Origin of the sequence: Parabacteroides sp. B2-S-102 (assembly GCF_023656665.1) — a bacterium.
Taxonomy (GTDB): domain Bacteria; phylum Bacteroidota; class Bacteroidia; order Bacteroidales; family Tannerellaceae; genus Parabacteroides; species Parabacteroides distasonis.
In genome coordinates this window covers 136,211-161,447 of the sequence record NZ_JAMOKM010000007.1, presented here as the reverse complement: position 1 = coordinate 161,447, position 25,237 = coordinate 136,211, and the positions used below count along the sequence as shown (strand labels likewise).

Here is a 25,237-nt window from a genome sequence, read left to right as displayed (position 1 = left end):
AAGTACTTCTTTTTGGGGAATAATTTTTACATCTCGTAAGATGATCGGTGGATGGAACAGGTGTTTTTAATAATCCGGATCATTTATGATATATTGATAGAGTTCGGATTGCCCCGCTTTATTTAGGATCTTGTGCTTCTCCAACTGGAACTATTCTTTCATGATGGGATGGAGAGTTTGTGCTTATAAGAAATCTTCTCAAATATTATTCGTACCTTTGCTACCGTAATATTAAAATATATAACCTTGAAAGAGAAGGATTTTGAAATAATGGCGCCTGTCGGTTCCTATGAATCGTTGATGGCGGCTATACAAGGAGGGGCCGACTCCATTTATTTCGGTATCGAAGGATTGAATATGCGTTCTCGCTCGTCGAATAATTTCACGACGGAGGATTTGCGTAAGATCGTCGCTATTTGCGGCGAACATGGTATCAAGAGTTATCTCACGGTTAATACGGTTATTTATGGTGAGGATCTTCCGTTGATGAGGGAGATTATAGATGCCGCTAAGGATGCGGGTGTCTCCGCCATTATCGCCGCCGATGTAGCCGCTATGAGTTACGCGAATAGCATCGGGCAAGAGGTGCACTTATCCACGCAATTGAATATCTCGAACGTGGAGGCGTTGAAGTTTTACGCCCGCTTCGCCGATGTGGTCGTATTGGCTCGCGAATTGAACTTAAAGCAGGTGCATGAGATTTATCAGGAGATCGTGAAGCAGCAGATCAAGGGCCCGAAAGGGGAATTGATCCGCATAGAGATGTTCGCTCACGGGGCTTTGTGCATGGCCGTGTCCGGTAAATGCTATTTGAGTTTGCATGAGATGAACGCTTCCGCCAACCGGGGGGCTTGCATGCAAATTTGTCGTCGTGCCTATACGGTGCATGATAAGGATAGCCAGATCGAGCTGGATGTGGAGAATCAGTATATCATGTCGCCGAAGGACTTGAAGACGATTCATTTCATGAATAAGATGATGGATGCCGGCGTACGTGTGTTCAAGCTGGAGGGGCGTGCCCGCGGGCCGGAGTATGTGCGTCTCGTGACCGAATGTTATAAAGAGGCGGTCAAGGCTTATTGCGAAGGTACCTTCGATGAGGAAAAGATAGCGGTTTGGGACGAGCGTCTGCGCAGGGTCTTTAATCGCGGTTTCTGGGATGGCTACTATCTGGGACAACGGTTGGGTGAATGGAGCAGTAAATATGGCTCCGGTGCTACCCGTAAGAAAGTGTACGTGGCACGGGGTATCAAATACTTCAGCGGAATCGGTGTCGCCGAGTTTGAGATGGAGTCCGGTTCCTTGAGAGTAGGCGATGAGATCTTGGTAACGGGTCCCACGACCGGAGCCGTTATGCAGACCGTCGATGAGATCCGGGTAGACCTGAAACCGGTGGAGGAGACCGTGAAAGGGGAACGCTTCTCGATAAAGATGTCCGAGAAGATCCGCCCGTCCGATCGTCTTTATAAAATGGAGAAAGTACAAATCGAAAAAGAACTACGATAATGAAGGAATATATTTTTAAACTGACAGACAAGGTTCGCGATTACGAGTGCGATTTGCAAGGCGTGGTGAATAACTCCAATTACCAGCATTATATGGAGCATACCCGGCATGAGTTTCTGGAGTCATTGGGTGAGAACTTCGGCGCCATGCATGAGAAGGGCATCGATGCTTTTGTGGCCCGTGTGGATATCCAGTTCAAGAACTCCTTGCGGAGCGGCGATCGGTATACTTCTTGCCTGAATGTATATAAGAAAGGGGTGAAACTGGTGTTCGAGCAAGATATTTACCGGGAATCCGATGGGGCGCTGGCTACTAAAGGAGTCGTGGAATCCGTTGTCGTAGAGAATGGCAAATTAACCAGAGGAGAATATTTCGATGAGATGCTAAAGCGAATAGAATCAAAACAAGCATAAATGACAGACAAACAGATTTACCAAATTGGCCTTACTATGATTAATGGGGTGGGAGATATCCTAGCCCGCCATCTTCTGGAAGCGTTGGGAGATGCGGAGGCCGTGTTTACGGAAAAGCGCCAGTCGCTAGAGAAGATATCGGGTATCGGCGATTCGATTATCACCGAGATTAAGCGGGCGGATGTGCTTTTACGGGCAGAGAAAGAATTGGCTTTTGCCCAAAAGAACGGTATCTCTATCTATTTCTTGAAAGATATGAATTATCCGGAACGTCTGCGGGAATGCCCGGACGCTCCGGTTTTATTTTATTTCAAGGGGAACGCGGATTTAAACGCCGCCCATATCATCAGCGTTGTGGGTACTCGTAGGGCCTCCACTTATGGACAGGAAGTGACCGAGCGTTTATTGCGGGATTTGTCCGTGATTTTCCCGGATCTATTGGTCGTTAGCGGACTCGCATATGGCATCGATATTTGCGCTCATCGGAATGCGTTGAAGAACCAATTGCCCACGGTGGGCGTATTGGCGCATGGTTTGGATCGTATCTATCCTCCCGTGCATCGCTCTACGGCGGTCGAGATGTTGGAGCGGGGAGGTTTATTGACCGACTTTCCTAGCGGGACGAATCCGGATCGGCAGAACTTTATCCGGCGAAACCGGATCGTAGCCGGTCTGGCGGATGCCACGATCGTTATTGAATCGGCGGAGAAAGGAGGCTCTTTGATCACGGCGGATATCGCTTTCTCGTATGGCCGGGATGTCTATGCCTTTCCGGGCCGGGTAACGGATATCAACTCTAAAGGATGTAATGGCTTAATCCGGCAGAATAAAGGAGGCTTGATCACTTGCGCTGACGATTTAATCATGGCGATGCGTTGGGATGTCGCTCAAAAGACAGATGCGTTACCGGTCCAAACCCAATTATTATTTCCTGAGAACGAGGAGAGTGAACGGATCTTGTCGTTCTTGGAAATGCGAAAGGAATCTCATATCAATGAATTGTCCGTAGCCTTGAATCTTCCGGTACATCAATTATCTTCTCTGCTCTTTGAGTTGGAATTGGATGGAAAGATAAAATCGATGCCGGGAAGCATCTATAAACGAATGAAACCCCTATAAATAATTAAAGCCTGTCTCACGACAAGCCCTAACCAAACTTTGTTAACCTTAAATCTAATACTATTATGAAAAAACCACAATGCAAAGATAAGCTTGTAAAGCCCCTTTGTCAAGGGTTTTGAGTATAACTTGTGTTAAACAACATGTCTGCCCGGTATAAAAAATGTTTTTGAATTTGAAACTATACAGAATAGGCATAAAATCTTCTAAAATTAACAGTTTGGATGTTGTTTGTAATCCTTGATCTTCACAGTGCTTGTATATATGGAGGAGGTTTATCCATACTAAAAAATCCTTGTAAGCGAACTTACAAGGATTTCTGGATTTGTGCGGCTGAAGGGACTCGAACCCCCACGCCGTGAAGCATCAGATCCTAAGTCTGACGTGGCTACCAATTACACCACAGCCGCATTGGAATCGTGTGCAAAGGTAATGCTTTTTTATAAACTTGCAAATATTTGCGTTGTTTTTTTAGCGAAACCTTATTTCTTCTCGGTCTCGGACAAGAGGTGGGTGATCGCCGCCTCGATAATCGTATCTTTACCTTTCTCGATATCTTCTTGGGTCATAGAAACCTTATATGTAGGATCGATACCGAATTCCGTATGCTGTTTGTTTACATCTAGCATGGGAGACGCGGAGAAACGGACACCCCAGCCGTTGGGCAACTCGGAGTTAAAGGGGAAGCCACTACCGCCTCCGGTGCGATCTCCCATCGTCGTTACATAAGGCATCATGCGTACTTTCTGCACGAAATCGTTGGCGGCGCTGTAGCAATGACGATTCGTTAAGACCACAACAGGGCGTAACCAGCGGATACGCTCGGAAGGTGAGAGATAAAGGGGATAAGGTTCGGAAAAGTCATCGTGCCCTTTACCCGTCTTATGTTGGATATAGCCGGTCAGTATCTTTTCCTCCAAGAAACGGGAAGCGATGCGATCGGCGTTTGATAACATGCCACCGCCATTATCCCGGATATCGAAGATCAAACCTTTGCAATCCTTGAATTGATAGAATATGTGATCCAAACCGCTTTCGCCGGCCGAACTGGAAAAGCTACCGTAGTAAATATACCCGATCTGCCCGTCACTCAATGTCGTGTATTTAAGTCCTCCGGCGATCGAGTAGTTCCTTCCGAGATAATTCTCTTGTATGTCCGAGTCGAAATTATCCGGATAATCGAGATACCAATCCCAATAGCGGGACATATTGAAGGTGGATATCAAATTGGTATGCCCGTCTTTCAGCTCGTTTAGCATATCGCCTAATACGTCAAATAGGACGTATTGGTTCATCGTATCGCTTATCTGCGTCTTATAACGGTCGTGAACCTCGTTCCAATCAATGTCCTTGTATTCGAAGAAGCAGTAATTCTCATCCAATATTTTCCAAAGCGCCTCAAAGTTCTCCTGTGGGGAGGCCACGTATTCGTCCGATTTCTCACATCCGGTAAACAGGAATCCGAGAGATATACATATATATATAAGGTATCGTTTCATTTGATTTCCTTTTAATAATAAGCGCTTCTGAACCGCTGGGTATTCTTTAGGCGTTTTCCTCCGAAAGAGATAAATTCTTTCACGAGGCCGATCATAAAAGAGTGAGAGATTATATGAGACTGTATCCCATTGACATCTGTACGGTAAGAGCTGTTTAGGTAACCTGCCCGTATCGTAAAATTACAAACCGGGAAATCTACCGTGAAAAAGTTCTTCATGGCGAATTTATTATGGAAGGAATTGAATTGCACCACTCCCGAGGCATTCCCTAGGTTGAAGATCTCGTAATACGATTGCCCGTAATGGGGGGAGAATAAAACACCGGCGAAGGGGATCGTGAACTGGTAGCGTAGCGTCATGGGATATTCCTTGACGCGTAACTTATAGATCGCCATGGCAGAGATGTTCAAATCGATATCCGCTTTCGCCGAGGCCGGGTTATTTCCGTTACGGGTATTGTATATAAAACCACCCATGCCATGCACGGCACCACCCGCCAGAAGCTTTAGATCCGGCAATAGCGTGGGCAAATGATAATAGTAACCCAACGTATAATCGATAAAGCCCGCGAAATCCGTAGCGGTAGAGGCAGCATTATCCGTGCTAGCCAGATCGACGCTTATGATTTGCTGTCTGGATACCCGATAGTTTGCCAGTCGGACCCTCTTCATCCGTTCATTCATTACCCGTAATCCGGGGCCTGTATATTTCTTATCTTCCATGCTGGGAGATAAATAGGTGTCCATTAGGTTGTAGCTTCCTATACCGACCATGGTCCCGCTGTTGATAGACCAAGGGATCTCGTCTCCATCGGACTGGGCCTTGGCCGATGACGCGAGAAACAGCAGGAACAAACCAATCAAACAGGTGATAGCTTTCATAGGTTATTCGTCAAACAATTTCATCTGTCCCGTAATTTCATCGATAATATCCGTGGTACTCTGCCCGTCGTCAGTGTCGTTTCCCTCCTCATTGCCTTCGGTATCGTCTGATTCCGATGCGTTTTCGGAAGGGACGAAGCGATTCGGTTCCAGCTCATTGATTGTCTCGACCTCAAATGTAGAGATTCGTTTACCTTTGGCTTTGAAGCCTTTCACCGCGATAAATTCGTCGGCATCGAGGACGAGAGCCTCCCGGAAGGCGTCATGGCCTCCGAAGATCACCTCGATACGAGGATAGACCTCATCCGTAAGCAACATCAAGCGGTTCTTCGGATTCTCTCCTAGGAAATTCTGCTTCCGGGTGTTTACCTCCAGCAGGAATCGTTTGATATAATAATATTTCTGATCTGCGTCGTATAATACGGCAGTCCATATCTTGCTCGGCTGGTATTTCTCGATGACCATGATATTGGACTCGTAGTGATTGCTAAGGTCAAAATTCGTGACGTAGAAATCGCCGTTCGGCAGGATCACCAATATCTGATCGTTGCTATGGAACTCGCCTAGCTCTTCTCCCCGTCCATCGTAATTTAACCGGAGTACGTCCCAGTCGAACCATACTTCCCGGCCTCCCAAGGTGGAAGAGCCTTTCTGCTTGAGGCTGATCTTGTGCACTTCCGCTTTCGTCAGGATATTACCTTGAGAACCCCGTCCCTTAATGGCTATCTCGCTGAAGTTCTTTTCGAAGACGAGTAGTTTCTGCCGGGGTTTGGGTTTCAGGATTACCTTGACGGTCTCCGCCTCTCCGTTCGGGTTTGCACTGAAGTAAAGGACACGGGAGTTTTCCGTACCTTTGGTCAGGTCGTATTCCCGATCGCGTGTAGCGCCTGTGACGGCGAAGCGTTTGATGTAATTATATCCGAACTTACCGTCCCGGTATATGACGTTGTAAATCGTCCGGTTGTCGTTACGCTTAAATACGTTGACATATAGAATATCCTTACCGATAAAGATCTTATCCGCTACCTTGACGATCTTATAAGTACCGTTGCGATAGAAGATAATGACATCGTCTATATCCGAGCAGTTACATATGAACTCGTCCTTTTTCAGTCCCATGCCGATGAAACCTTCTTGACGGTTGATATACAATTTCTCGTTCGCCTCTACGACCTTGGTCGCCTCGATCGTGTCGAAATTGCGTATCACGGTATGGCGAGGGTAAGCCTTGCCGTATTTCTCTTTCAGCATGGTAAACCAATCGATGGTATAGTCGACGATATGTTCCAGCTTATCGTTGATCTTGGCGATTTGTTCCAAGGTCTGGGCAATGAACTCGTTACTCTTGTCGGAGTTGAACTTTAAGATACGTCCCATCTTGATCTCCATGAGTTTCAGGATATCGTCCCGGGTAACCTCACGGATAAATCGGGGCTTGAACGGCTCTAAACGAAGGTCGATATGGGATATCGCCTCGTCCATGTTCTTGGCGTTCTCGAACTCCGGGTCTTTATAAATACGTTCCTCGATAAATATCTTTTCAAGGGAGGCGAAGAACAGGGCCTCCTCCTGCTCTTGTTTCTGGATCTTGAGCTCTTCCCGTAACAGCTCCAGCGTACGATCCGTAGAGTGGCGAAGCACATCGCTGACCGTAAGGAAATGCGGCTTGTCCTCCTTGATCACGCAACAGTTTGGGGAGATACTGATCTCACAATCCGTAAAGGCGTATAAAGCATCGATGGTCTTGTCTGAAGAGACCCCCGGAGCGAGATGCACCAAGATCTCTACATCCTTGGCGGTATTATCGTCTACCTTCTTGATCTTGATCTTTCCTTTATCGTTCGCTTTTAGGATGGACTCGATCACGGTAGAGGTTGTTTTTCCATACGGGATCTCCGAGATCACCAATGTCTTATTATCGAGCTTGCCGATTTTCGCACGGACTTTCACCGATCCACCCCGTTCTCCATCATTATATTTGGCTATGTCGATAGAGCCTCCTGTCTGGAAATCCGGATATAACGCGAATTCCTCTCCCCGTAGATAGGCGATGGAAGCATCTAATAACTCATTGAAATTATGAGGGAGTATCTTGGAAGACAGGCCTACGGCGATACCTTCCACGCCCTGTGCCAGCAATAAAGGGAATTTTACCGGTAAGGTAACCGGTTCCTTATTACGCCCGTCGTAAGAAAGCTGCCAAAGGGTTGTCTTGGGATTGAATACGGTCTCCAAGGCAAACTTGGAAAGGCGAGCCTCTATATAACGAGGAGCGGCGGCTCCGTCTCCCGTCAGGATATTACCCCAGTTTCCTTGGCAATCGATCAACAGATCCTTTTGTCCCAATTGCACCAAGGCATCTCCGATAGAGGCGTCTCCGTGAGGGTGGAACTGCATCGTATGACCTACGATATTTGCAACCTTGTTATACCGCCCGTCATCCAACCTCCTCATGGAGTGCAGGATACGTCGTTGTACGGGTTTCAGTCCATCGTTGATATGCGGAACGGCCCGTTCCAAGATCACATAAGAAGCGTAGTCTAGGAACCAGTTTTGGTACATCCCAGACAAATGATAGGTCGTGACACGTGTATCCCCTTTCCCCGGGACTTTATAGTCGGAATGGGTATTCGCCTCTTCCTCCGTAGTCTCGTTATCTTGGGTATCACTATTTATATCCTCAATTTCCTCGTTTTCCTTATCCTCGATATAATCGTCTTCTTTATCTTCCGGTCTCATAAAATCCAGTTCTTTCTACACAACGCTATTACGCCAAATTGCTAACAGGGTGTAAATATAGCAAATATTCGGCAGTTTTTATAAGAATGAGGCTTTTACGAGAGTGAGTTTGCGTTAAATAAAGAGATTTTATAAAATAAATATTTAGGTGGTAGGGGTTTTTCAGAATCTTTTGTCTTATCAATAACAATTGATATTTACATATAAAAGAATATGATATGAAGAAGCTGATTTTATTTGTGTTATGCGCTTTGAGCGGCTTGATGGTGAGCGCTCAATCACGCTGGGGGATTACTCCGGAGGGTGGATTTGCCGCGGTTAATCGTGTTGGAATGGGATCTAGCTGGCGTGCGGGGGTTAAGGTAGGCGTTGGTGTATCTTACCAGTTTGAACCGGGATGGATTGGACTGAAATCCGGTTTATATTATGCGAATAGAGGGTATTCGTTGGGAGATTATCCGAGAACGACGGAGTCTGCCACGTATGTCTTGAAAGAGATGATGACCGGTGGTATCACGCAACATTTTTTGCAATTGCCCGTGATGGCTGATTTCTCATGGAAAGTGTCGAAAGAGGTACGTATGCATTTAGCGGTCGGTATGTATGCCGGTGTATCTGTCAAGAATGATACGAATTGGGGATCTTCGTTTACGATGGGGTATTCGAAGGAGCCGCAGGCGCTTGGTAAATATGTCAAATCTACTGGCCTAGGGTATAGTTATGGTTATGGCCATTCGGGATATGATGAGGCTGAAAACGCCGATCATCCATTTCGAGACGTGAATTCTTTTGATTGGGGATTGACAACTTCTTTTGGTATAGAGGTGAATAACTGGGTGATGAATCTGGGGTATGATCTCTCTCTAGGTGATGAGGGCGGTAACTATAAGATCGATGGCGATAATTTCTCTCTGTATGAAGTAAGAAGTGTCGGTGCCAATTACAATACGATGAGTCTGACGGTTGGGTATAAGTTCAAGCTTTAACGGCAAATCACTCATAGGATACGAATCTGACGAATATTCGGTGTCTTTTGGCGTAAGAAGTTTACTTCAACAGAAACCTAGATCAGACGTATCATAATTTGTCTACGCTTCATTATAAGTATGATGAACAAGGCCGGAAAATAAAGGGGATTACTGAATATCCGGTTATTGGCAAGAGCAAGGTGACAGTCTTTTCTTATAAGAATAATCTTCTGGAACGGAAAGTTGAGTACGACGAACTCGGCCGGAAGCTTACTTATACGGACTATGAGTACGATGAGACAGGGTTGTTGACAAAAGAAACGATTCGTGATCCCGAAACGTCCGAGGTTCTCCGATATAGCGAGTACCGCAATGAGAACGGATTGAACATGGAGATCATGGTTTATACTTCTCTCCCGACAGAGAAGAAACCCATAGAGCTTCGTCGGATCACGAAGTCCTATGATCAGAATGGCAATCTGCATCAATTAGTCTCTGAAGAATTGGCTTCTTCTAGCTCCCAGTCGAGTTTCTCGGAGTCCTATGAGTATATTTGAAGGCGTTCGTGATGACTTTATTCGATATGGAATGTCATCACGAATGTTTTTTCCTTCGTATAGGGTGCCTATTCGTCCAATCCTTGTTCGTTCGGATTTCCGGTCTTCATGAAATACCCTTATACAATAAGACCCCTTCCGTAGTTGTTCTCACTCCTTGTACTTTTCCTTCGGTAATTTGAAAATTCTTTTAGTTCTTATGGTTTTCTATATTTGCCATAAATATAACAAAAAATGCAGAGCGTAGCGTCGGGATTAAAAGCAAAAGACATTTCTCTTAGAGGTAACAAAAGTTTCATACTGAGGAAACTTTAGTTTCCCTATAGAGAAACAAAAGTTTTCCGCTTATTAAACTTTTGTTTTCCTATAATAAAACTTTTGTTTTTTAGGTTAAAAAACTACAAATGGCTAGATGTTAATATTTTATCCGTGTTGAAAGGAGATCGGATAATGCTATATGGTGAGTGTGGAGAAGCGTTGTGTTAGGTGATGGAAAAGTGGTAAATGGCAGTAAATAGTGGTAGATAGAGCCAGATAATTGTAGATGTTTTTTATCTACCACCATGGATTAAGTATCCTAAGACCAGATGATTGCAGGGATAGTTGTAGATGTTGTAGCAAATGGGCTTGTAAATTATATGGGAGAATTGAAAGTTAAAGCGATGAACGAATAACTTTCAATTCTCCATGTTTCAATTAAATGGTATAATATTGTTCCCATCCTTTGCGAGGCGGCAAACCACACAGCATCTTATTCGCTTCCGGATCGTTCGTGATCTGTTTCGTGTCACGATCGAAGACGAGCTTGCGGTTCAAGCGCTGGCTTAATACGCCGAGACAGAATACCTGACTTAATGGGCCGGCGATCGAGAACGGTGAGCGGGTTTTCTCCTTACCCATACAGCTTAACAGGAAGTTCGCGAAATGGTTAGACGGGCTTTTCGGCACTTCCGGTAAGCGGGATTCCATCTCTTTCGCTTTCTCATCCGGGATGATAGATAAGGTACTTCCATGAGAACCACCCTTGAAGGTTAATTCTTTCGAGTAGATTTCCTTGCCCGGGTTCAACTTCGCCGGTTGTATCTTCCCTCCGGCTACGGTCGGGATATTCGGGTCGAGCTCCGAGACACCATAACCTTCCGGTACGGCGGGGATATTGTCCAGTCCATCGTACCAAGTGATATCCACGGCCGGCATATTCCCTCTTTCCGGGAATTTAAACAGAAGGGTGGATGACATCGGGAAGAAGAACGGGTTATGGTCTTTCAAATAAAGCGGATTTATTTCTGTAGGCAATCCTAAATCTAGGAATTCATGTGCCGTATCCAAAATATGCGCTCCCCAGTCTCCTAAGACACCCATTCCGAAGTCGTACCAACAACGCCATTGTCCCAAATGGTAGTCATGGTTGTAATCATGATATTGAGCTACGCCGATCCATGTGTCCCAATCCATCGTCTCGGGAACCGGTTCTCCCATAGGCATATGCCTAATATTCGGGTTCCATCCGTGCCAGCGACGCGGATTATTCATATGGGCGGTAATGGCGGTAACATCCTTGATAATACCGGCCTCTTTCCATGCCTTGAATTGGAAATAGTTCGCCTCGGAATGTCCTTGGTTACCCATTTGGGTGACAACGCCGTATTTCTTCGCTCCACGCATCATGATCTCTATTTCTTGGAACGTGCGGGCCATCGGTTTCTCTACATATACATGTTTGCCGTGCGCCATCGCCTCGATCGTGATCGGGAAGTGGGAATGATCCGGCACGCCTACGCTTACGGCATCGATCTTGTCCGCCATCCGGTCGAACATCGTGCGGAAGTCCTGAAAACGGGCCGCTTTCGGGAACATGTTGATAATCTCTTGCGTGTGAGGGGCTCCCATGTCCACGTCGCAGAGAGCTACCACGTTACACAGACCTGTGTTATACAATTCCTTGGCGATCTCGCCCCCTCGTTGTCCGATGCCGATGAACGCTATATTTACCCGGTCATTAGCGCTGATTAGCGGGGAAGTAGGTAGAACACGTCCGTGGGCGGGTGTCCAGAACGACGGGATGGCTGATACTGCCGATAAGGCTAGCGCTCGCTTAAGGAACGAGCGGCGTGAGATTTCTTCTGATTTCATGGTATTATCTTGTTTAAATTATACTGTTTGCGCAAACACTAACGATTTACGTCGTAAATATACAAAACTTTCTATAGTTACGGAAAAAATCATTTACTTTGTAGCCGCATAAAGGAGACCATGTGCTAATGTGTCACTCAGGCGGGTCTCCGATGGACTTATCATTGGCACATTGGCATATTAACAAAATTGGCAAATTATTAGATTATGGCACAAGAAGATGTATTTAAGAAATTAGTTTCACACTGTAAGGAGTATGGTTTCGTATTTCCCTCCTCAGAGATTTATGACGGTTTGGGAGCGGTATACGATTATGGCCAGTATGGTGTTGAGTTAAAGAATAATATAAAGAAATATTGGTGGGATAGCATGACTTTGCTGCATGAGAATGTAGTGGGTATTGATTCCGCTATTTTTATGCACCCTACTATCTGGAAAGCTTCCGGCCATGTTGACGCTTTTAATGATCCGTTGATCGATAACAAGGACTCGAAGAAACGTTACCGTGCGGACGTTTTGATCGAGGACCATTTGGGCAAGATCGAGGAGAAAATAAATAAGGAAGTGGCGAAAGCCGCAAAGAAATTCGGTGACGCTTTCGATGAGGCTAAATTCCGTGAGACGAATCCTCGTGTATTGGAGCATCAAGCGAAATGGAATGAGATTCATGAGCGTTATAGTAAGGCGATGAACGAGTCTAACTTCGAGGATCTTCGCCAATTGATCTTGGATTGCGAGATCGTTTGCCCGATTTCCGGAACTCGTAACTGGACGGAGGTTCGCCAGTTTAACTTGATGTTCTCTACGGATATGGGTTCTACCGCTGATGGAGCGACTAAGATTTATCTTCGTCCGGAGACGGCTCAAGGTATTTTCGTGAACTTCTTGAATGTGCAGAAGACTGGCCGTATGAAGATCCCGTTCGGTATCGCCCAGATCGGTAAGGCGTTCCGTAATGAGATCGTGGCTCGTCAGTTTATCTTCCGTATGCGCGAGTTCGAGCAAATGGAGATGCAATTCTTCGTTCGTCCGGGTGAGGAGATCGAGTGGTTTAAGAAATGGAAGTCTACTCGTTTGAAATGGCATCAAGCCCTAGGTTTGGGCGATGAGAAGTATCGCTATCACGATCATGAGAAATTGGCTCACTACGCTAATGCGGCTACGGATATCGAGTTCGAGATGCCATTCGGATTTAAGGAAGTGGAGGGTATACATAGCCGTACGAACTTCGACTTGAGTCAGCATGAGAAGTTTTCCGGTAAAAAGATCCAATATTTCGATCCGGAGTTGAACCAGAGTTACACTCCGTATGTAATCGAGACCTCGATCGGTGTAGACCGTGTGTTCTTGAGCATCATGGCGGGTTCTTACTGCGAGGAGACGTTGGCGAATGGCGAGAGCCGTGTGGTATTGAAGTTGCCCGCAGCCTTGGCTCCGATCAAATTGGCCGTATTGCCATTGGTGAAGAAAGATGGCCTGCCCGAGAAAGCTGAGGAGATTATAAATATGTTGCGTTTCGACTTCCGTTGCCAATACGACGAGAAGGATTCTATTGGTAAGCGTTATCGTCGTCAGGATGCGATCGGTACCCCGTATTGTATTACGGTAGACCATGACACCTTGAAGGATAATTGCGTAACGATCCGTTTCCGTGACACGATGGAGCAAGAGCGCGTAAGCATCGATAAGCTTCACGATATTATCACGGAGAAGGTGAGCATGAAGAATTTATTGAAAAAGGTAATAGAGTAAACGAATGAAGAAGTACTGGCATATTGCGTTGATGTTGTTTTGCGTGCTCATGATCACCTCTTGTGGGGATGATGATGAGGCACTAGAGGTGGATGAGGTTTGGAAGATCCAGAATGAGGAGGCTTTTCAAGCCCAGATGCTGGTTCCGGGTTTCGAGCAATTGAGTTCTCAAAGTAATGCCGGATTTATCCTTTACAAGGTCTTGAAGACTGGGGAGAGTAAGGAGCCGATTTATTATACGAGCAAGGTGGAATGTTATTATAAAGGCTCTTTTATAAATGGTGAAGTTTTTGATGATCGTTCTTTCGAGGCTGGAGAGCCTGCGGTGATGGAAGTGTACAAGATGACTGATGGCTTTGCCACGGCTTTACAGAATATGCATCCCGGTGATAAATGGGAGATTTGGGTTCCCTCGCAACTTGGATATGGAGAAGCGGGATATAAGAATCCTAATACCGGGGCTGTTGTTGTAAAACCTTGCACTACGATGATTTTTGAGATGGAAGTCGTAGGTATTGTTGAGGAATAGAAATCCTATCTTATGGTATAATTACGGCCGCCTCTTTTTAGGGGTGGCCGTTTTTTTATAGTTATATGTAAATCTAGGGAAACAAACCTCTATAAACAATTAAAGCCTGTCTCACGACAAGCCCTAACCAAACTTTGTTAACCTTAAATCTAATACTATTATGAAAAAACCACGATGCAAAGATACGTTCGTCAAGACCATTTGTCAAGTCTTTTGCAACTAATATATGTTAAGTAACATATCGATGCTTGCCAAAAAGTGTTACACAATACAAAACTCTATATATTACAATCAAAATCTTCTAATTTTAACGATGATTAGGTCCCTTTTATAGGACTGCTAAAGGGAAAGACGCTCTTTGAGTAGCTTATAGCCAGCGCTACTGGCACGAAGATATGTTCCATCCTTTAATCGTACTTGATAGGTTTCTTTTCCGAATAGTTCTACTCGCAATATCTGTTCCGTATTAACGATATAAGAGCGGTGTATACGAACGAACTCCGGAGAAGGAAGGCTTCGCTCGAAATACTTCATGGTTTGCTCCTTTACGTGCTGACCGGAAGTGGTGAATAAGGTCACATAGTCGCCACATGCTTGCAAATAGAATATCTCTTTTATCGGGATGATATGAATACGTGCCCCGTCTTTTACGGATATACGATCTAGAATCTCCTCCGGAACGGTAGTCGGGGGAGGTGCCGTCTTTTCCTCCATTTGTCTCACGATAGGTTCCGCCTCACTCTTTCTTTCCCGACTGGCATACCATTGGGATAGAATGATCCATGCCATTAGGCCGAACAGGAATCGAAAAGGAATCGTGATTGAGAATTCCTCCCAATCTTCCAATCCGAATATTTGTAGCAAGATCGAGCATCCGGCTATGCAAGCGATTTGTACGAGTACGGCGAAAGCCACTCGTGCTTGCATGATATGTAACGTACATTGTACATACCAAAGATAATATCCCGCTACGGCGAACAATGCGATGGAAAGTAGGCTATCGACCAAAGTGATGCTCAACGGAAGATCGCCATAAAGAGTTAATAATGCGCATTGGATCGCTATGGCTAAAAGTAGTAATAGGCTTCCCAGCCCTTTATGTAATATGGATGTTGTAATAGGATGTTCTTGCATGATGAGTTTAGTCTCTTAGTTCAAGGCCGCTGAACGACAAGTCTCCACATATGTATAGTGTATGCGTCATGTCGGTTGCTTCTGTCAGTTCCCTCATATCTTGGCATCCAGCCAAGAAAGAACCAACCTTTAGACGAACCAGCCATCCTTTAGGAACGTATATTACTACGCCGCTGAAGGAGCTATCTATGTTTATGATGGTTTCATCAGCCTCTAATGTTGTTTTTTTAAGATCAAGAATCACGTTGCCGAAAGATACGTCTATGTCCGCCCCCTTGAATACGGGGTCCAGTACGATGTGCCTTACCGAGTTGAAAGTGGTGTCAACCGATACGAAACCGTTATCTGTCTCGTAGTTGATCTCATCGTTAGGCTTTCTGTGCCCGAAAGGGGGATGGTTAAAGGGACGTTTATGCTTTTTCGTGCGGATAGAATCTTTCCGCTTCAGCATGATGACCAATCCTAACAGGATTAATCCTAACGGCCAATATACACGTAAAAAATCGTTCGTGATCCAATTTAACTGCGGGAAAAGGAAATAGACTCCCACGCCCACGAGGAGCATACCTCCTACCGGATTACGGTGGAAAATCGTAAAGATGCCCGACACGACAAGCAGCATCGGCCAAGATACAAGCAAGTCAAATAAGGATGGATCTATCATTCCTAGATTCCGCAGTAAAAATAATATACCGACAATGATAAATAAGGTAGCGATCAGATACCCGTTTGTCCTCTTCTCTTTAAAATTGATGTCATAATCTTTCATATCCATAAGTTCAATTTTTTTGTTTTTTATCAAATGTACGGGTTCGTCATTCTATACACAAGTAAATACCGCTGATTTCTATACGAGTATCGGTAAATAACCGAATAATCCCGATTAAAAAAGCCTTTAGTTTGTAAGAAACGTGAATTTGACACCAAAACTTGATAAAAAAACTAGTTTGATAAGATTAGTTGATAATTAAGGAATATCTTTGTCTTTACAACTGCAATAGAGGAATGTAGGGAATGATACGAAATATTATAAATTTAAAGGCAATAATACTTTATTTTCGATTGATTTTATGCTTGATAGCCGGTATGCCGACTCCGGCTTATGGGAGTTCTTCATATCCGGTCAAGGAGGAATCGTATGTATTGGTGATAAATTCATATGTGGATGGCGAACGTTGGTCTGGTAATTTATTAAACATGATCTCGAAGTTCGCTACCCCGGAGGAGTACACTCTCCGGATAGATCATATAAGCGTGATGTTGGTTGATACGCCAGAGAAATTAAAAGAGAAACAAGAGGTCTTCTTTGAAGCTAACAAGAAGAAGCCGGATGGAATTATCTACTTAGGCGTAAATGGATGGGCTTTTATGCGGGATAAGATCCGGGAGAAATGGGGGGATATTCCCACTCTGGTCTGTTCGGAGACGGGGGAAATGGCAGAAAATGAATGTTATTTTAATCAGCGGCATTCCTCTGATAGGGTGATTCCTTTACAAGAGGCGGTTAAGGGGTATAACGCTACGGGATTGGTTATCCCTTATTATGTTAAAGGTTCGATCGACTTGGTGAAGGAATTAATCCCGGGTTTGAAACGTCTGATTTTCATATCCGACAGACGTTATGTTTCCACATGGCTCCGGGATGAGATGGAGAAACATATGGAAACTTCTTTCCCTGAGGGGAAAGTGGATTTTTATACGGAGGGTTCTTGCTCCATGGATAGTTTATTGGCGGTTCTGTCGGAGAAAGATCCGCATCGAGCGACAGCCGTGATGTATTACTCGTGGATTACCGAGAAACCTTTCTTGAATCACTCGTTATTATATAGTACTTTATATCAAGGTATAAACGGTATTTCTAGGCATCCTGTTTTTTCTTTATATGATATGGGTGTGGAAGAAGGATATACGATTGGTGGATATTATAATAGCGCTAAAACGATTGAGACTGCTCTAATCCCCTTGCTACAACAAGTTTATAACGGTGAAGATATGGGCAAGATCCCGGTTTCGACGGTAAATGATCCTCATAAATATTTGAATTATGCTTCGTTGATAAGTGCGATATCTAATGAAGATAATTTCCCGCGTGATGCGATCTACTTGAATGCGCCTCCCTCTTTCTTGGAAAAATATTGGATGCAACTGTTAGGCTTTCTGATATTCTTTCTGGTAGTCGTGTTTTTAGCGTGGCATTACGTGTATCGTTCTAAGCAAAAGATGAAGGAAGTAGAGTTGAGGTTATTGTCCCGTTACCGTGATTTATTTAATAATATGCCGTTACCTTATATACGGCAGCGACTGATTCGAGAAGGTACGCAAATCGATGTGCAGGTTTTAGATGTGAACCATGCTTTCGAGGAGAAAATCGCTCCTAAAGATTTTGTGGTAAATAAGCGTGGAAAAGAGATCGCAAATTTGATTGGCGGGAGTTATCCTTTGCTTCTATCGGCAGTGCCTACGGTTTTAGAGAGTGGAAAATCCTTCACTTATGAGTATTATTTTGAGCCGACAGGGCTTTACTATACGATTATCATCATGCCTACCTCGGAAGAGAATGTGGTTGATGCGTTTTTTATTGATATTACGGATATCCATAAATTCCAGACGCATTTGAAAGCCATGAATCATAAGCTGGCTATGGCGTTAGAGGCGGCAGATCTTTTACCGTGGCGATATAATCTGGCTGAAGGGAAGATTATCTATGAGTCGAAAGTACATCCGGGAGATAATATAGAGACTGCAGAGGTGCATACCCATGAGGTTTCGTTGAAGGAATATTTCAGCAAGATACACCCGTCTTTCAGGGCTTGCGTGGAAAAGGCTTTCGATGATTTGTGTAATGGGAAAATAAAGAAAGTACGAAAAGAATATTGTCTGGAGCGGTTGATTCCGGGAGAAGATCGCCATGAGTGGGAGGAGATACAGGTAATGGTCGAATATGATGCTTCCGGTAAACCGAAAGCGTTGATCGGGTCTACGATATCTATTACCGAGCGTAAGCAATTGGAACATGACCTTCGAATGGCTAGGGATAAGGCGGAAGAGTCGAATAAATTGAAATCAGCGTTTTTAGCAAATATGAGCCATGAGATACGTACACCGTTAAATGCGATAGTAGGTTTCTCTAATATCCTTGCCTCGACCGATGACCTTGAGGATAAGAAGGAATTCGCTGATATTATCGAGAATAATAATTCCCTATTGTTGCAGTTGATAAACGATATCTTGGATTTGTCAAAGATTGAGGCGGGTACCTTGGAGTTTACTTATGACTATGTGGATATTAACGCTGTATTGAGGGATTTGGAGCAATCGGCTCATTTGAAGAATAAGAATCCGGATGTACAGATCTCATTTAAGGATTATCTGGAGCCTTGCGTGATTTATACGGATCGAAATCGTCTGTCCCAACTGATGATCAATCTGTTGAACAATGCCATGAAATTTACGCAGGCAGGATCGATCTTATTTGGCTATAAGTTGAAGGATGATAATACGTTGTGGTTCTATGTAGAGGATACGGGCTGCGGAATCCCGGAGAATAAACGGAAAGATATTTTCGGACGTTTTGTGAAACTGAACACTTTCGCTCAAGGAACAGGATTGGGTTTAAGTATCTGTGAGATGATTGTTACCCAGATGAAAGGAACGATAGGGGTTGATTCCGTGGAAGGGAAAGGCTCTAGGTTCTGGTTTACATTGCCTTTTCAGCCGAAGAAAGAATTATTTCCTAGTGAAGAGCAGAAGCCTGTTACTTTGGAGAAGATCGCCCGAAGTGAGGTTACGATCTTGATCGCTGAGGACAATTCCAGTAATTATCGCCTGTTTGAGTCTATATTAAAGCCTGAATATAAATTGATTCATGCATGGAATGGAAAGGAGGCTGTGGAGCTATTTCATCAGCACAAACCTCAGTTGATCTTGATGGATATAAAGATGCCGGTCATGGATGGATACGAGGCTACCGCAGAGATTCGTAAGGTTTCTGCTAGCGTGCCTATTATCGCGGTGACGGCTTATGCTTTCGCCCAAGATGAGCAACGGATCATTAATAGTGGATTTGATGCCTATACGGCGAAACCGATTAATGGGAAGATCTTAAAAGACAAGATATCAACTTTATTGACGCATCGGATTATTCTGATGTAATCGAAGGGCTTTGCGGGAAGCAGACCTTATAAAACAATTAAAGCCTGTCTCACGACAAGCCCTAACCAAACTTTGTTAACCTTAAATCTAATACTATTATGAAAAAACCACGATGCAAATATACGGAGTTACTATTATTTGTCAATAGTTTAAGTGCTAAATTGTGTTTTGTAACATGTAATAAAATCTAATAGGAACTTATGCCTCATTGAAATCTTTCGATAGAGTCGCATATATTCTTTATACCTCCCTCTTTTTGGATCATCTCGCCTATATGAGCGGCATTTTTCTTATAAAGCGGATTGGTGACCAGATCACAAACCTTGCGTTCGATCTCCTGCTCGCTCGCTTTCGCTATCTTAAGCCCTTCCGGCCCTAACCCTAATTGGTGGATTCGATAGGACCAATAGGGTTGATCGATAATCAACGGAGTGATTAATTGGGGCTTTCCCGCCCTTCCTACGCTATGGGTCGTGCCGCAACCTCCATGATGGATAACGCCGTCGCAGTGCCGAAATATCAAATTATGCGGAACCGGCTGCTTCATTAAGAATAAATGTTTATCCGCTTGTAAGGTGATTCCTGTCTTTGCCCAACCGGAACCGATGATGAGCCGATAATCATGTTTCTTGCAAATATCGACCAAGGCTTTGCTAAAACGGTTACCATCCTTGGAACTACAACTCCCGAGGGTAAAAAAGATAATAGGGCTTTGAGCGCTGTCGACGAATGATATCATTTCCTCGTAAGCCTTCTCATCATATTGAAAAGTGTCATTGAAGCAATAGCCTCCGATCGACCATTTGAACGTCCAGTCCGGATCTATGTTTCCTAGGTGCTGGCTGAAAAGCAAGTAATTATATGAACGCTCTCCCGCATGATAACCAAAATTACGAATCGGAGCGAGTCCGTATTTAGCCCGGTTCTTGTTGATCGTGTCTTTAACCATGAAATTGGTCATCCGGTTCATCAACTTCCATAGGATGGCGGGGGTGATGATCGGGTTGGGTTTGGGAAATGGCAATACGGCCGGGGGAATCTTCTTACCCGGCAAGAACGGGGCGTAGGCGGTACGTATCAAGGGCTTCTTGCAATACTCGGCGATACTTGCGACAGCAAATTCCGAGTTGGTCGATACTAAAATATCATGCTCTTTTAGTAGGGGAATCAATTGATCGAACTGTTTATCGATCACGTTCCTCATCCATTTAAGGAATGGCCGGAATTTATGTGAGTTTTGCGCTGCGCTATCGATCATGCCGCCGATATCGTCAAACTGCTGCAATACGTATTTAAATCCGTAGGGTTTAACGGTCTCCTCGAATATTTGAGGGAGATTGATGGTCACCTCATGGCCACGTCTTTCCAATTCGGCCGCTATGGCCAAATAAGGAAGGACGTCGCCTTGTGAGCCTCTGGTTACTAATAGTATTTTCATGCTACGTTTATTTATGGGCTATGAGGGTCTTGTTTACCGGATATTCAGTTGACGCAAACGCTCAATGTCCAGATGGTATTTGGCTTCCATCGTTTGTAGTTTCTGCTCATTGATGGCTAAGGGATGATTCAATCGTTTCGTTTCCCGGTATCCTTTATATACGGAGCGAATCATCTTACGTGGATTGAAAATGACGGATGAGGTGATCCAGCAGCCGTGCGTACACCAACAGTTGGCTTTATACCCATGTCCGATAGCGGCTATTTCCTGTTTCATCGCTTCGCTATTCATCACTTTACTTATATCGCAACCATACTCTTTTATATTTCCGAGCGGTTCCCGTAGCTCGCAGGCACGAAAACGTCCGTCGTAGTCGATTACCAAGGTAGTCTCTCCGGCCGTACAATCCATCCCCCAAGGGGTCGGGTGATCTATGTTGCTGGCACGCACATTATATAAGGTACGTATAAGGCCGAGATAGAAGAAGCGTGTGATCGGTTTCCTTAAGCCGGTGGTATCCGCTACCATCCGATCCGCATAAGCTGAATAGATAGGGGATATGTCATCTTGTATTTTGCGTAGCGTTGACTCGGTTAGGATTTTCACGCCATCGTCACGGGTCATGCCTCTGGCAGCCTCAATCGTATGCGTGGAGGTACGGAAACGTCCGTATACCCAAGTCATGAAGTCTTCTATCTGGTCTATATTGTATTTCGTGATAACGGTTGCTATATTTTTTAAGACTTTGCCGTCATCTCCGAAATTCTCCTGTATCTTACGCAGGGTTTCCAAGGCCTTATAGAAGTTTCCCGGTACGCCTCTCTGTGTATCGTGGGTCGTACCGAAACCATCCAAGGAAAGGCTTACGTTAATATTACAATCCGGGCAGTTCTGGCGGAACCGTTTTACCCATTCGACGATCCGGTCTGGTTTTAAGCCGTTCGTAGGGATGTTCACATCTTTGATATGGTTGTTTTTGTAGAATAACTCCAATATTTCCGGTAGATCCTCACGCAAGGTAGGCTCACCCCCGGATATCCATAATCGATTGAATTGCCCGGCGGTTTCTGATATCTTCTTGATTTCATCGAAAGTGAGGTCGGGTTGCTTCTTATCCATTTCTTGGGCATAGAAACACATTGCGCATTTGGCGTTGCATCGGCCTGTTACGAAAAGGAAGATCGACTCGAGTTTTCTTTCCGTGCTCATTGCCCTGAAAGAACTGGTGGTTCGTTTTTTGTCCATTTTATTTTTGTTTTACCATTTGTCTTATCTGGCGCATGATTTTTTCCTTGTGTTTGATCAACACCCGGAGAAAATAACATAAGAAGCCAAATAAAATACTTATTAGCATATACTATATGATCTTTAAAGGCAAAGATCGACGATAAAATGACGCTAAACAATCTCTATTTGCAGTATTTTATGGTCCATGTTTAAAAGGTAGGTCTATAAACAATTAAAGCCTGTCTCACGACAAGCCCTAACCAAACTTTGTTAACCTTAAATCTAATACTATTATGAAAAAACCACGATGCAAATATACGGACTTTTCAATTCCTGTCAAGGGTTATAATGCTAAATTATGTTTTACGACATATAACAAAAACAAAAAGGCGCCTTTCTTTTAGAGAAAGACGCCTTTTCCATGATATACTAATCAAATATTAGTCTTGTAATTTAGCGCAAATGAACTCGCGGTTCAAACGAGCGATGTTGCTAACGGAGATATTCTTCGGACATTCCATCTCGCAAGCACGTGTGTTCGTACAGTTACCGAAGCCAAGCTCATCCATTTTAGCGACCATAGCTTTGGCACGGCGAGCAGCCTCGACTTTACCTTGAGGCAACAAAGCCAGCTGGCTAACCTTAGCGGATACGAATAACATAGCGGAACCATTCTTACAAGCGGCAGCACAAGCGCCACAACCGATACAAGCGGCAGCGTCCATGGCTAAGTCTGCGTCCTTCTTTGGGATAGGTATCGCATTAGCGTCGGGTACACCACCTGTGTTGACAGATGTGAAACCACCCGCTTGGATGATTTTGTCGTAAGCGTAGCGGTCTACCATCAAGTCGCGGATAACAGGGAAACCTGCGGAACGCCACGGTTCGATCGTGATCGTCTCTCCATCGTGGAAACGACGCATATATAACTGGCAAGTCGTAGCTCCAGTTGCCGGTCCGTGCGGGTGTCCGTTTACATACAATGAACACATGCCACAGATACCCTCGCGGCAGTCGTGATCGAATACGATCGGTTCCTTACCCTCGTTGACCAACTGCTCGTTCAAGATATCCAACATTTCCAAGAAAGAGACACTCTGATTGATCTTCTCAATTTTGTATGTCTCGAACTGTCCTTTCTCCTTCGGACCTCTCTGACGCCAAACCTTAAGTGTTACACTTATATCTTTATCCATGATTCTAATTTTTTCTGAGATTGATGATTATTACTTCTTGTAGTTACGTGTTTGAGGAACAACGAACTCATAGTTCAAATCCTCTTTCAACATGACAGGATCTTTGTCCTCGCCTTGGTACTCCCAGCAAGATACGTACATGAACTTATCGTCATGACGCAAGGCCTCACCTTCTTCTGTCTGGTGCTCCGTACGGAAGTGACCACCACAAGACTCAGCGCGGTCCAAAGCATCGTGTGCCATCAATGTACCGATCTCGATAAAGTCGGCTACACGTAATGCTTTCTCTAACTCGGTATTCAAGTTGTCTGCGTTGCCTGGGATGAATACGTTGCTCCAGAACTCTTTCTTCAAGTCTTTCAGCATCTGGATAGCTTCTTGCAAACCTTTTGCGTCGCGTGCCATACCGATATGTTCCCACATGATATGACCTAGTTTGCGGTGGATAGTGTCTACGGTTTCTTTACCCTTGACGTTCATCAATTTTTGGATACGATCCTTGATGGCCTTTTCTGCCTCGACGAACTCCGGCAGATCCGTGCTGAAGCGAGGAACTTGGATTTGGTCGGACAAATAGTTCTGGATCGTGTATGGTAATACGAAATAACCATCGGCCAATCCCTGCATCAAAGCGGAAGCACCTAAACGGTTCGCTCCGTGATCGGAGAAGTTTGCCTCACCGATAGCGAACAGACCCGGAATGGAGGTCATCAACTCATAGTCAACCCACAATCCACCCATTGAGTAGTGCAATGCCGGGTAGATCATCATCGGAGTCTCGTATGGATTATCGTTCGTGATCTCTTCGTACATATCGAACAAGTTACCGTATTTCTGCTTAACGACCTCTTTACCCAAGCGATTGATCGCGTCGGAGAAATCCAAGAATACGGCCAAGCCCGTGCTGTTCACGCCGAAACCTGCGTCGCAACGCTCTTTAGCGGCACGAGAAGCCACGTCGCGAGGAACCAAGTTTCCGAATGCCGGATAACGACGCTCCAAATAATAATCACGGTCTGCCTCGGGAATATCTTTACCTTTCTTCGTTCCGGCCTGTAGAGCTTTAGCGTCTTCCAGTTTCTTCGGAACCCAGATACGGCCGTCGTTACGCAAGGATTCGGACATCAAAGTCAATTTAGATTGGAAGTCACCTTTCACCGGTACGCAAGTCGGGTGGATCTGAACCATACAAGGATTAGCGAAGTAAGCGCCTTTCTTGTAGCATTGCCATGCGGCGGAACCGTTAGATGCCATAGCGTTGGTTGACAAGAAGAACGTATTAACGTAACCACCCGTAGCTACAACTACAGCGTGAGCGGCGTAACGCTCGATCTTACCTGTAATCAAGTTGCGGGCGATGATACCACGAGCACGACCGTCTACCTTAACTACATCCAACATCTCATGACGAGTGTACATCTTAACCTTACCCAAACCGATCTGACGGCTCAACGCTGAATAAGCACCTAACAAAAGCTGCTGGCCCGTCTGGCCACGGGCGTAGAACGTACGCGATACCTGAGCGCCACCGAATGAACGGTTATCCAACAAACCACCATATTCGCGAGCGAAAGGAACGCCTTGAGCCACGCACTGGTCGATGATTGAGTTAGAAACCTCAGCCAAACGATAAACGTTAGCCTCACGAGCACGGTAGTCACCACCTTTGATCGTATCGTAGAACAAACGGTAAACAGAGTCACCATCATTCTGGTAGTTCTTAGCGGCGTTGATACCACCTTGAGCGGCGATAGAGTGCGCACGGCGGGGAGAATCTTGGATACAGAAGTTCAATACGTTGAATCCCATCTCTGCCAAAGATGCGGCAGCGGAAGCTCCGGCCAAACCTGTACCGACTACGATAACATCCAAACGACGCTTGTTAGCGGGGTTCACCAATTTCTGGTGATTTTTATAATTAGTCCACTTCTCAGCCAACGGGCCTTGAGGTATTTTAGAATTTATTTCAGACATAATGATTTAATTTCAAAAGT

General features: G+C 44.8%; 18 protein-coding genes and 1 tRNA gene. 8 read left to right on the top strand and 11 right to left on the bottom strand.

Annotated features, from left to right (window positions below):
• The first annotated feature begins 246 nt into the window (after positions 1-246).
• Genes NBH07_RS11410 through dprA form a run of 3 tightly spaced genes read left to right on the top strand, consistent with a single transcriptional unit; the run spans position 247 to position 3,038 of the window.
• Positions 247-1,506 carry a peptidase U32 family protein gene (locus NBH07_RS11410; RefSeq protein ID WP_008779052.1) on the top strand — a complete coding sequence of 420 codons (1,260 nt, stop codon included), beginning with the start codon at positions 247-249 and terminating at the stop codon, positions 1,504-1,506.
• The gene (locus tag NBH07_RS11405) at positions 1,506-1,919 is read left to right on the top strand and encodes an acyl-CoA thioesterase (protein ID WP_005860009.1); all 414 of its coding nucleotides are present in this window, start codon (positions 1,506-1,508) and stop codon (positions 1,917-1,919) included. Before NBH07_RS11410 ends, NBH07_RS11405 begins: the two co-directional genes overlap by 1 nt.
• Positions 1,920-3,038, top strand: a complete 1,119-nt coding sequence (gene dprA / locus NBH07_RS11400; RefSeq protein ID WP_009016620.1) for a DNA-processing protein DprA — start codon at positions 1,920-1,922, stop codon at positions 3,036-3,038.
• Positions 3,039-3,366: 328 nt separating this feature from the next.
• Here dprA and NBH07_RS11395 read toward each other — a convergent pair.
• The 4 genes from NBH07_RS11395 to NBH07_RS11380 all read right to left on the bottom strand — a co-directional run bounded on the left by NBH07_RS11395 (position 3,367) and on the right by NBH07_RS11380 (position 8,157).
• Positions 3,367-3,448: transfer RNA gene (locus NBH07_RS11395), tRNA-Leu, on the bottom strand.
• A gap of 72 nt (positions 3,449-3,520) precedes the next feature.
• Positions 3,521-4,537 carry a S41 family peptidase gene (locus NBH07_RS11390; RefSeq protein ID WP_005860005.1) on the bottom strand — a complete coding sequence of 339 codons (1,017 nt, stop codon included), beginning with the start codon at positions 4,535-4,537 and terminating at the stop codon, positions 3,521-3,523.
• 11 nt (positions 4,538-4,548) lie between these two features.
• A complete protein-coding gene (locus NBH07_RS11385; RefSeq protein ID WP_009016619.1) occupies positions 4,549-5,418 on the bottom strand; it encodes a DUF3316 domain-containing protein in 870 nt (289 codons plus the stop codon).
• 3 nt (positions 5,419-5,421) lie between these two features.
• Positions 5,422-8,157 (bottom strand): DNA gyrase/topoisomerase IV subunit A, encoded by a 2,736-nt coding sequence (locus NBH07_RS11380; RefSeq protein ID WP_009016618.1) that lies wholly within the window; start codon positions 8,155-8,157, stop codon positions 5,422-5,424.
• Positions 8,158-8,375: 218 nt separating this feature from the next.
• On the opposite strand from NBH07_RS11380, the gene NBH07_RS11375 reads away from it, so the two are divergent.
• Together NBH07_RS11375 and NBH07_RS11370 are read left to right on the top strand one after the other, a co-directional pair.
• Positions 8,376-9,143, top strand: coding sequence for a porin family protein (locus NBH07_RS11375; protein ID WP_005859999.1), 768 nt, complete (start codon positions 8,376-8,378; stop codon positions 9,141-9,143).
• 98 nt (positions 9,144-9,241) lie between these two features.
• Positions 9,242-9,682, top strand: coding sequence for a hypothetical protein (locus NBH07_RS11370; protein WP_005859997.1), 441 nt, complete (start codon positions 9,242-9,244; stop codon positions 9,680-9,682).
• A gap of 696 nt (positions 9,683-10,378) precedes the next feature.
• Here the strand turns inward: NBH07_RS11370 and NBH07_RS11365 are convergent.
• A complete protein-coding gene (locus NBH07_RS11365) occupies positions 10,379-11,815 on the bottom strand; it encodes a Gfo/Idh/MocA family oxidoreductase (protein WP_005859995.1) in 1,437 nt (478 codons plus the stop codon).
• A gap of 207 nt (positions 11,816-12,022) precedes the next feature.
• On the opposite strand from NBH07_RS11365, the gene NBH07_RS11360 reads away from it, so the two are divergent.
• The gene (locus tag NBH07_RS11360; RefSeq protein ID WP_009016615.1) at positions 12,023-13,567 is read left to right on the top strand and encodes a glycine--tRNA ligase; all 1,545 of its coding nucleotides are present in this window, start codon (positions 12,023-12,025) and stop codon (positions 13,565-13,567) included.
• A 4-nt stretch (positions 13,568-13,571) separates the two neighbouring features.
• Entirely contained in the window at positions 13,572-14,096 is a 525-nt protein-coding gene (gene bamJ / locus NBH07_RS11355) for a BamJ family beta-barrel-assembly machinery protein (protein ID WP_156682568.1), read from the top strand.
• A gap of 339 nt (positions 14,097-14,435) precedes the next feature.
• Here bamJ and NBH07_RS11350 read toward each other — a convergent pair whose 3' ends face one another.
• Positions 14,436-15,230, bottom strand: a complete 795-nt coding sequence (locus NBH07_RS11350; RefSeq protein WP_009016614.1) for a LytR/AlgR family response regulator transcription factor — start codon at positions 15,228-15,230, stop codon at positions 14,436-14,438.
• A gap of 7 nt (positions 15,231-15,237) precedes the next feature.
• Positions 15,238-16,005, bottom strand: a complete 768-nt coding sequence (locus tag NBH07_RS11345) for a LiaI-LiaF-like domain-containing protein (protein ID WP_005859987.1) — start codon at positions 16,003-16,005, stop codon at positions 15,238-15,240.
• A gap of 239 nt (positions 16,006-16,244) precedes the next feature.
• Here NBH07_RS11345 and NBH07_RS11340 point away from each other — a divergent pair, with 239 nt between their 5' ends.
• Positions 16,245-19,382 carry an ATP-binding protein gene (locus NBH07_RS11340; RefSeq protein ID WP_009016613.1) on the top strand — a complete coding sequence of 1,046 codons (3,138 nt, stop codon included), beginning with the start codon at positions 16,245-16,247 and terminating at the stop codon, positions 19,380-19,382.
• A 205-nt stretch (positions 19,383-19,587) separates the two neighbouring features.
• Here the strand turns inward: NBH07_RS11340 and NBH07_RS11335 are convergent, their stop codons facing one another.
• From NBH07_RS11335 to NBH07_RS11320, 4 genes are all read right to left on the bottom strand, one after another.
• Entirely contained in the window at positions 19,588-20,820 is a 1,233-nt protein-coding gene (locus NBH07_RS11335) for a glycosyltransferase (RefSeq protein ID WP_009016612.1), read from the bottom strand.
• 33 nt (positions 20,821-20,853) lie between these two features.
• Positions 20,854-22,065, bottom strand: a complete 1,212-nt coding sequence (locus NBH07_RS11330) for a radical SAM protein (protein WP_005862040.1) — start codon at positions 22,063-22,065, stop codon at positions 20,854-20,856.
• A gap of 422 nt (positions 22,066-22,487) precedes the next feature.
• Positions 22,488-23,243: a succinate dehydrogenase/fumarate reductase iron-sulfur subunit gene (locus NBH07_RS11325; RefSeq protein ID WP_005859980.1), complete on the bottom strand. Its 756-nt coding sequence runs from the start codon at positions 23,241-23,243 to the stop codon at positions 22,488-22,490.
• 30 nt (positions 23,244-23,273) lie between these two features.
• On the bottom strand, positions 23,274-25,217 hold the full coding sequence (locus NBH07_RS11320) for a fumarate reductase/succinate dehydrogenase flavoprotein subunit (RefSeq protein WP_005859978.1): 1,944 nt from the start codon (positions 25,215-25,217) through the stop codon (positions 23,274-23,276).
• Positions 25,218-25,237: the final 20 nt, after the last annotated feature.